Here is a 3,279-nt window from a genome sequence, read left to right as displayed (position 1 = left end):
TTCCGGGAGACTTCATCCGGCTGTCTGCTCACGGATTCTGATGAGGCGGCAGTCTGCAAATTGCGCAGAAAGATCTTCGTTGAATTGGCGCAGGTTTGGACGCGCGAGCGGCCGTGGATCGGATACACGCCTATGGCGGCAGACATTCGGGTCGACTCACGACTCGGACCTTCTTGCATCGTGCAAAAGAGTACCGGTGATCTCGCCACACGCCGGAGATCTTCGGACCTGATTTCAGCATTGATCCCAAGGCTCGCAGCCGCCATCGACATAGAGAGGCGCCCTGGGAACGTCCCAGGGCGCTCGCACATAGGCAATCAGACGGTCTGGCGGGAGCCTGTCATAGTGGATGTGCCTGTTGACTGTGTGCCAGTCGGGGTACCGGTCGTCTGAATGCCCGTCATGCCGGTGCCCCGCTGTTGCTGGACCCGGAGGTTGTTCTGGACGTGCTTCACGCCGGAGACCCGTTCCGCGATGTCCTCGGCCCGGCGCTTGGCCTCGCGGCTGTCGACCGTGCCCGACAGCGTGACTTCGCAGCCCGAGACCTGCACCTCGACCTCCGAGGCATCAACGAACGGATCATCGCTGAGGCGATCGTTCACGTCCTCGCGGATGCGATCATCCGAGCGCGTGTAGTTCTTCGGACCCCGCCCGCGATGCTCGCCGCGCATGTCCTCCCGGCGCCGCCGTTCCGCGTCCTCATCCCCGAACCAGGACGACACCTCGTCCGAAGCGCGATCCCAGAAGCCGCGCTCCTCGCCGCGGCCATAATCCCCGGAGCTCCAATCCCGCGCGCCGCGGCCGAAGCCTTCACGCCCGTAGTCGCTGGAGCGCCCCTCACTCCAGCTCCCGGGACCACGTTCGAAGCCGCCGCGGCCATACTCCTCGCGCCCGAAGCCGCCCGCGAAGCCGCCGCTGTAACCCCCGCCGCGGCCATACTCCTCGCGCCCGGGGCCACTGCCCCCGTAGCCGCCGCGGCTCTCACCGCGATAGCCGCGCCCGTCATCCTCGCCGCCCCGGGAGCCCCCGAAGCGGCCGCCCTCGCGATACGCCCCGGCTCCGAAGCCACGCCCCTCACTGGCGTAGCCGCTGCTGAAGCCGCGGCCCTCGCGCTCGAAGTCCCGGGACTCGCGCTCGCTGCGCCAGCGGTCGCGCTCGTCATCCCGAGAGCCATACCGATCCTGTTCGTTCCTCCAGCGATCACCGTTTGCCATGGTTGGTGTCCTCCTCTTGAGGCAACACGAAGAGGCCGTCACAAGGACAGCCACAAGGCGAACGCGAGGAAGAGTCGTGCGTTCCGGCCCCGGAGCGCTTAAAGGATGGGCACCGGACGGGGCTGCTCGCGCTGTCCTAAAGGGCAGTCAGGTGCGCGGGCCGGAAAGGGATTAGCGGCGCTGGATCGCGTCCACGAACGACGCCTCGAGTGGCCAGATCCAGCAGCTCCCGTCATGTCCCCTGACGGGGATACAGGCCACGCCAAAGCGCTGCGCCTCGTCGGGATGGCGCAGGAGCACGGCCCCAAGCGCGGCCGCAATGCTCGCATGGCACTGGAGGGAGGGTGCTGTGGCTGGTCGTCGAGAGCGCTTGCGCATGGTCAGGTCCCCTGTCCGCGTAAGTTGGACCTGATCCGTTAAGCAGATGTTGTGCCAATCCCCGCCACTGGACGAAAACTGATCACGTCGAAGAGACGCGCAGCCTGGCGGGCCAAGCTGCGCAGGCTGCGAGCAGAGCCGGCCGCCATCCACGCCCATCGCCTGCCGAAGAGCAGTTGAGCAAGGATCAAACGCCCTACGATCAACCCCCACAGGTGCTGTGCTAGACGACCGCCATCTCGTCCGCGAAGGTCTGGCCGCGCTTTGGCGCTCTCAAGAGACGCTCATAGGCAGTCAAGTAATTCTGCGCCATCCGGCGAGCCGTGAAGCGGGCCTCGAAGCGGGCCCGCACCGCGGCACGGCTCAGCGCCCACACCCTCTCGACGCCCGTCACGGCCTCCTCGATCGAGGCCACGATCACTCCAGAGATGCCGTCCGCGATGATCTCCGGCACGGAGCCGTTGCGCCAGGCGATCACCGGCGTGCCCGCGGCCATCGCCTCGATCATCACGAGGCCGAACGGCTCTGGCCAGTCGATCGGAAACAGCAGCGCCAAGGCATGGCCCAAGAAATCGCGCTTCGCGTGCTCGTCGATCTCGCCGATGAACTCGACGAGCGGATGGTCCAGCAGCGGCCGAATGCTCTCCTCGAAATACGCGCGATCGACCGGGTCCACCTTGGCGGCGATCCGCAACGGCACGCCGGCGCGCGTGGCGATCTCAATCGCCCGGTCGGGACGCTTCTCGGGCGCGATCCGGCCGAGATAGGCGAGGTAATCACCTCCGCTCGGATGGAAGGGATAGGCCGTCGCCGGCAGGCCATGATGGATCGTGGCGAGCCAGTTCAGGTTCGGGGGCATGGGCGCACGCTGGCTGTCGGAGATCGAGACCAGCGGCATCTCCGGAAAGACGCGGTAGATCGGGTGGAAGTCCGGCAAGTCCAAGCGGCCGTGCAGGGTCGTGACGCATTTGTGGGCGAGGTCCCGGAACAGCGCATGCTGGAGCAGATCGACATGGAAATGGAGGATGTCGAACTGATCTGCGCGCCGGCGCACCTCGTTGAGCATCACGAGATGCGAGGCGATCGGGCAGCGGATTCCGGAGAGGCGCAGGCCTTGCGGCGCACAGGGCACAAGGTGGGCTGTGGTGCGGGAGTCGCCGCTCGCGAACAGCGTCACCTCGTGACCTTGCGCGACGAGTTCCTCCGTGAGCCAGGAGACGACTCGTTCTGTGCCGCCATAGAGCCTCGGGGGAACTGCCTCGGCCAGCGGCGCGATCTGGGCAATGCGCATTGCAACATCTTGCCGGAGCGCCCCCGCGGCTCTGACATCCTTTGTGGTGACTGCTCCAGGAGAGAACCCTGCGAGGAGAAGCCGGGTTCCCGGCCGGTGTGTTGCGACAGTCCGGAACGCTGAGCCCCGTCGCCCGCTCGCAGCAACGGAAAGGCCCCGCCTGTGGGCGAGGCCTTTCATCGGCGTGGGAGCCTCTAGGCTCCGGTCTAGGGTGATCAGGCCTGCCGGGGCGCGCCGAGCTACAAAGCCAACGACCACACGCGCGGGCAGTTCCCCGGCTCTTGCACCGCCTTTCGAGGCTGATCGCTTGGTCATTCTTGCGACGGCGTGCCCATACGAATGACGCAGACTCGCGCGAGAGGTGCGTCACTCAGTAAGAGCCGGGTGCTTGCGGCA

General features: G+C 66.5%; 3 protein-coding genes. All 3 read right to left on the bottom strand.

The features are described from left to right. Positions 1–317: 317 nt before the first annotated feature. The gene (locus tag BN1233_RS18350) at positions 318–1,214 is read right to left on the bottom strand and encodes a BON domain-containing protein (protein ID WP_046864990.1); all 897 of its coding nucleotides are present in this window, start codon (positions 1,212–1,214) and stop codon (positions 318–320) included. 171 nt (positions 1,215–1,385) lie between these two features. After that, on the bottom strand, positions 1,386–1,592 hold the full coding sequence (locus tag BN1233_RS47060; protein ID WP_147707372.1) for a hypothetical protein: 207 nt from the start codon (positions 1,590–1,592) through the stop codon (positions 1,386–1,388). Between the two features lie 223 nt (positions 1,593–1,815). Further along, positions 1,816–2,883, bottom strand: coding sequence for a glycosyltransferase family 4 protein (locus BN1233_RS18345; RefSeq protein WP_046864989.1), 1,068 nt, complete (start codon positions 2,881–2,883; stop codon positions 1,816–1,818). Between the last annotated feature and the right edge of the window lie 396 nt (positions 2,884–3,279).

The sequence above is a fragment of the Microvirga massiliensis genome, assembly GCF_001006805.1.
Classification (GTDB): domain Bacteria; phylum Pseudomonadota; class Alphaproteobacteria; order Rhizobiales; family Beijerinckiaceae; genus Microvirga; species Microvirga massiliensis.
This window is presented reverse-complemented; position numbering and strand designations above follow the sequence as displayed.

Bases quoted from the DNA above. Each gene is read 5' to 3' on its own strand.
- BN1233_RS18350 (WP_046864990.1), bottom strand. From the start codon at position 1,214: ATGGCAAACGGTGATCGCTGGAGGAACGAACAGGATCGGTATGGCTCT.
- BN1233_RS47060 (WP_147707372.1), bottom strand. From the start codon at position 1,592: ATGCGCAAGCGCTCTCGACGACCAGCCACAGCACCCTCCCTCCAGTGC.
- BN1233_RS18345 (WP_046864989.1), bottom strand. From the start codon at position 2,883: ATGCGCATTGCCCAGATCGCGCCGCTGGCCGAGGCAGTTCCCCCGAGG.